This window comes from Flavobacteriales bacterium (genome assembly GCA_013001705.1).
Lineage (GTDB): Bacteria > Bacteroidota > Bacteroidia > Flavobacteriales_D > JABDKJ01 > JABDLZ01.
This window is the reverse complement of sequence record JABDLZ010000193.1, coordinates 1-4990: the sequence shown is the minus strand read 5'-3', so window position 1 is coordinate 4990 and position 4990 is coordinate 1. Positions and strand designations below refer to the sequence as shown.

Annotated in this window: 3 protein-coding genes; 1 reads left to right on the top strand and 2 read right to left on the bottom strand. The window is 45.9% G+C overall.

Going from position 1 to position 4990, the window contains the following annotated elements; genetic code table 11:
- Positions 1-1941 (bottom strand): glycosyl hydrolase (locus HKN79_07860; GenBank protein ID NNC83476.1); only part of this gene is annotated, 1941 nt, incomplete at its 3' end.
- A gap of 196 nt (positions 1942-2137) precedes the next feature.
- Here HKN79_07860 and HKN79_07855 point away from each other — a divergent pair.
- A complete protein-coding gene (locus tag HKN79_07855; GenBank protein ID NNC83475.1) occupies positions 2138-3025 on the top strand; it encodes a dienelactone hydrolase family protein in 888 nt (295 codons plus the stop codon).
- Positions 3026-3236: 211 nt separating this feature from the next.
- On the opposite strand, the gene HKN79_07850 is transcribed toward HKN79_07855, so the two are convergent.
- On the bottom strand, positions 3237-4990 hold a 1754-nt coding region (locus HKN79_07850; GenBank protein ID NNC83474.1), incomplete at its 5' end, for a TonB-dependent receptor.

The window sequence follows — 4990 nt, the reverse complement described above, 5'->3', positions numbered from 1 at the left end:
CTGCAGCGCAGACCAAGTATTTCCTCGATCCATGCTTTTCATAATGTATGGTCTGAAGTCGCCACGTTTATGATTGTTGAATACAGCATAGACCAGATCCTCATCGTGCTGAGAAGCCCATAGCATATTCACATAGGTCAGTGAAGGAACACCTTTGAAGGTCTCCTTCTTATTCCAAGTAACACCACCATCCTCTGAAACTTGGATCAGGCCATCGTCAGTACCTGCATAGAGCAGGTCTGCATTTATCGGGGATTGGTCAAAGGCTACGATATTCCCATAGATAGTGGTCGACTTATTCTTCATGACCACATCCGGAGACTGCACCTCTCCCATCACTTTCAACTTGTTCCTGTCGATCTGCCTGGTGAGGTCTGGAGAGATGGTCTTCCAGGTGTTTCCTCGATCTTCTGTCTTGAAGACCTTATTGGCACAGAAGAATAAGGTCTTAGGATCGTGCGGTGAGATCAACAAAGGCGAATCCCAATTCCATCGAAAAGCCTCTTCATCTTTACCAGGTTGTGGCTTGATACCTATCCTTTCACCCGACTGACGGTCATAACGTATCAGGCCACCATACTGCCATTGAGAATAGATGATATTGGGATCTGTAGGATCGACCTGTGTCTCGTAACCATCTCCACCTACAGTGATGTACCAATCTGAATTCAGTATACCGGCATTATTGATGGTCCTGGATGGGCCTGCCTGGGAATTATTGTCCTGTGTACCACCGAATACATTGTAGAAAGGGGTATCATAATCGATCGACACTTTGTAGAACTGTGTAATGGGCAGATTGGCCTTGTACTCCCAAGTGGAAGCATGATCATAGGTCTCATAGATCCCGCCATCACAACCCACGATCCAATGATCGGTGTTAGTCGGGTTTATCCAGATGCAGTGATTATCTACGTGTTTTTTGTCCTCTCCTGTTTCCACAAAAGTCTTTCCTCCATTCTCCGTGTGATGCAACCAGGTAGCCATACTGAATACCTTATCTACATCGTGAGGATCACAGATGATCTCTTGATAATAGTTGCCCGAAGTCTTGTATTTGCTGCGCTTTTCCCAAGTCGCCCCTTTATTGGTCGAACGGAAGAACCCACCCTTATCTCCTTCTGCTTCTATGATGGCATAGACCACATTGGCATCCGCTGGAGAGACAGCCAGACCTATGCGTCCCATTTGGCCTTCAGGTAATCCACTTATAGATTCCTTCCAGTTCTTGCCTCCATCAGTCGTCTTGAAAATAGTACTCTCCGGTCCTCCTCCGATGTAAGTGAACACATGTCGCCTCCGTTGGTGGAATGACGCGTACAGAATGTCAGGATCCACTGGATCCATGATCAGATCCGCTGCTCCAGTCTTATCCGAGACAGAATGGATGAGTTCCCAATTCTCACCTCCATCTATGGACTTATAAATGCCACGATCACTTCCATCCGACCAGAGTGGACCATAGGCCGCCACATAGATGACATCCGAATTCCTTGGGTCGACAATGATCTTTGAAATATGCTCGGATTCCTTCAGCCCCATATTCTCCCATGACTTTCCTCCATCGATGGATCGATATACGCCATCACCATAGGCCACAGAACGTTGGTTATTATTCTCTCCGGTGCCCACCCAGATGGTAGAGGACTGATTCGGGTCTATGGTCACACATCCCACAGAATAAGACCCTTCCTGATCGAATATCGGTTGGAAACTGACCCCATGATTGGTAGTCTTCCAAACCCCACCCGAGGCGACAGCTACATAATATTCATTGAAATTATTGGGATTGACGGCTATATCCGATACCCTTCCTGAGGTCAATGCTGGCCCTATACTTCTGAATTTCAGCCCGCTGAGCTGATCCGATTTCAGCCAATATGAATTGGCATCATTGTCTTTGTCCTTTTTCTTCTGAGCTAGGAAGTCAGAAGTAGACATAACTAAAAGGATGAATAGGAGATACTTGAGTTTCATGTTCGATGATTTAACTGTTCTGAGAATAACAGGCTTTCAGGATCGGAAAAATAAAACTTAAAGCTAGATTTAGAGGAGAGAATTACACAAGAGGTACCATGAGTTACAACCAGCTCGAAACCGAATCAAAATGAAAGTCACAGCCGATAAAGAGTGAATCATGAAGACCCTAAGGAAAGAAGACATCAGCCAAGAGGTATTCGACCTATATGATGATTATGCCCACAATAGGATCGACCGAGGCGAATTCATTAAAAAACTATCTCTTTATGCAGTAGGTGGGCTGACCGTTAGTTCCTTGCTGAGCCATATATCTCCCAATTATAGAGATTCGGTCACCGTTGAACAGAACGACCCCAGAATAGATTCAGAATACATTCAATATGACTCACCTAGTGGAGGGGGATCTATTAAAGGGCTACTGTCAAAACCTAAGGGCATTGATGCCCAATTACCCGGTGTGGTCGTGGTACATGAGAACAGAGGGCTGAATCCATATATCGAAGATGTGTGCAGAAGAACAGCCATAGAAGGATTTATCAGTTTGGCTCCTGATGCTCTTAGTCCTCTTGGAGGTTATCCGGGCAACGATGATGATGGTCGTGCCTTACAAGAACAGCGTGACAAGTATGAAATGCTCGAGGACTTCATAGCGGCCTATGACTTTCTTAAAGACCACGTTGATTGCAATGGAAAGATCGGAGTTGTTGGTTTTTGTTTTGGGGGTTGGATCTCAAATATGATGGCGGTGAAGATTCCAGATCTGGGGGCCGCGGTTCCTTATTATGGAAAACAACCATCTGATGAAGAGGCCGAAAAGATACAGGCACCGCTGTTGCTGCAATTTGCCGAATTGGATGAAAGAGTGAATCAAGGCTGGCATGCTTTTGAAGCGGTGCTAAAAGCAGAGGGAATAAAATATACAGCACATGTCTACCCCAATGTCAATCACGGATTTCATAATAACACTACCCCTAGATATGATGAAGCAGCTGCTACTCTATCATGGTCTCGTACCATTGAATTCTTTAAGGCTCATCTACAGTAGCTAAAACCCCTCAAATCATGGTGTAATGCATACCTTTCGGGATTAGAATCATACATAGATCACTATGCCCCTTCAGCAAGGAAGCGAGAAGTAATCTAAGGCAGCTGAAAGAATGAAGACTCCAAAATTCTCAGAACTATCAGCGAGCCTATTCTCCATGGTCGAGTGAGTAACTCCGAACTGCCTGAATTTCATATCCGAGGTCTATCCCTCAGCGTCTCCTACCTCCTGAGTAGGTCATAGCCTCTCCCTTGCCGAATCCATAGCTCAGACCAAAGGTGATGAAGCGGCCTCGCTGACTCCAAGAATATAGATAGAACTCTTCCTGGTCGATTATGTTCTCAAAGATCCTACTTCTGAAGAGGTCGCGTACCCCTATATTGGCCACTATCTTACCATTGAGCATCTTCTGTCGGATTCCCATATCCAGGGAAGGTGAGGCGGATCGCTCCCCTTGTACCGTCTTGAATCTTGAACGATAATTTCCTGTCATCTCGAATTCGAGATCCTTGGAGAATTTGAATTTGGCTGTTAGTCTACCCGACCACTGTTGACCATCGAAATCGAAATCCGTATCCTGGAATCGACCTTCCCGAACGAAACGGTTCAGATTAAGATCACCGTTGATCGTCAACCTACGATCGACTGAATACTTTCCCGTGATCTCCAAGCCGGCAGTAGCACTGGTCCCGATATTGAGTGGAGTAGTGGTATTCACATTATTCTCGAATATGGACACCCTCTCTACCACATCGGTCGTATATCGGTAGTACAGACTGGCACTCAGGCTGGTCTTCTGCCTGATATAGACACTCGTAAGCTCATAGCTATCTGTGAATTCCGGTTGCAGATTCGGGTTACCCGTCCAGATATTGAAGTTGTTGGTGATGTTGAAGAATGGATTGAGGTCCCACAGTCTGGGTCTTCTTATCCGCCTGGAATAACCTACCTGGAATGATAGATTATCAGTGAACTTGTATGAACTGTGGAAACTTGGGAAAAAGCTGGTATAGTGCTGATCATTCTTCTCATTTGTCGCAGCCAATAGGGTATTCAGCTCCGTGTCTTCTACCCGCAATCCTACTTTGACTCCGACCTTCTGTCCTTCGTATGCCCCTGTGGCATAGGCTCCGAGTACCTTCTGATCGAAATCGAAATCATTGGTGAAGTCACTATTGATCACATATTCCCCACCTATAAGATCACTCACAGCATAGTCATTGCCCACGTTATTGATGTCATACTGCGCACCTGTCTCTAACTCGAATCCCTCATCTATCGGCCGGGTATAGTCCAGCTTGAAGGTATAGTCCGTTCGACCAAAGTCCGTGGCGCTCAACTGCTCATTGGAGAGACTCACTCCTTCCGAAGGGATATTGCTGAAGACAGAACTTTGATCTTTCTGGAAGTAGTTTCCCAAAGCGCTCATCTGCAAGGTATGATCCTCATGATCGGTGAATTGCTTCTTGTACTGCAGGTCGAATCGCCACTTGGGATTATCCGCCTGTGTGTCCTCATTTCGGGTCGATGCGTTCAACAACTGCCCGGTGCTATCTTCTTCGCGGAAGATGGTCTCTGCAGGATTGTCCTCCTTCTCAAAGGCATAGCGGCCTGATAAGGTCAGCACATTGTTCTCATTGATATGATAGTCCGTACCGAGAGTGATATTGTAGAATGTCTCATTACGGAAGGACTCTCCTTCGCTCAGTATCCTTGTACCTGCATTCTTATCCAGATTGATATTGTCAGAGAATCGAGGAAGAGAACGATACCCCACTCCTATCTGGGTGAAGAGGTTGAACTTCTGCGTCCTTCGGTTCAGACTCACTCCCACACTGTGATTGTCCGGAATTCCAGTATTGAGCGAAATAGATCCATTCAATCCTTCTTTCTCATCCTTTTTCAATACGATATTGAGGATCCCTGAGGTACCTGAAGCCTCATACTTGGCGGAAGGATTAGTGA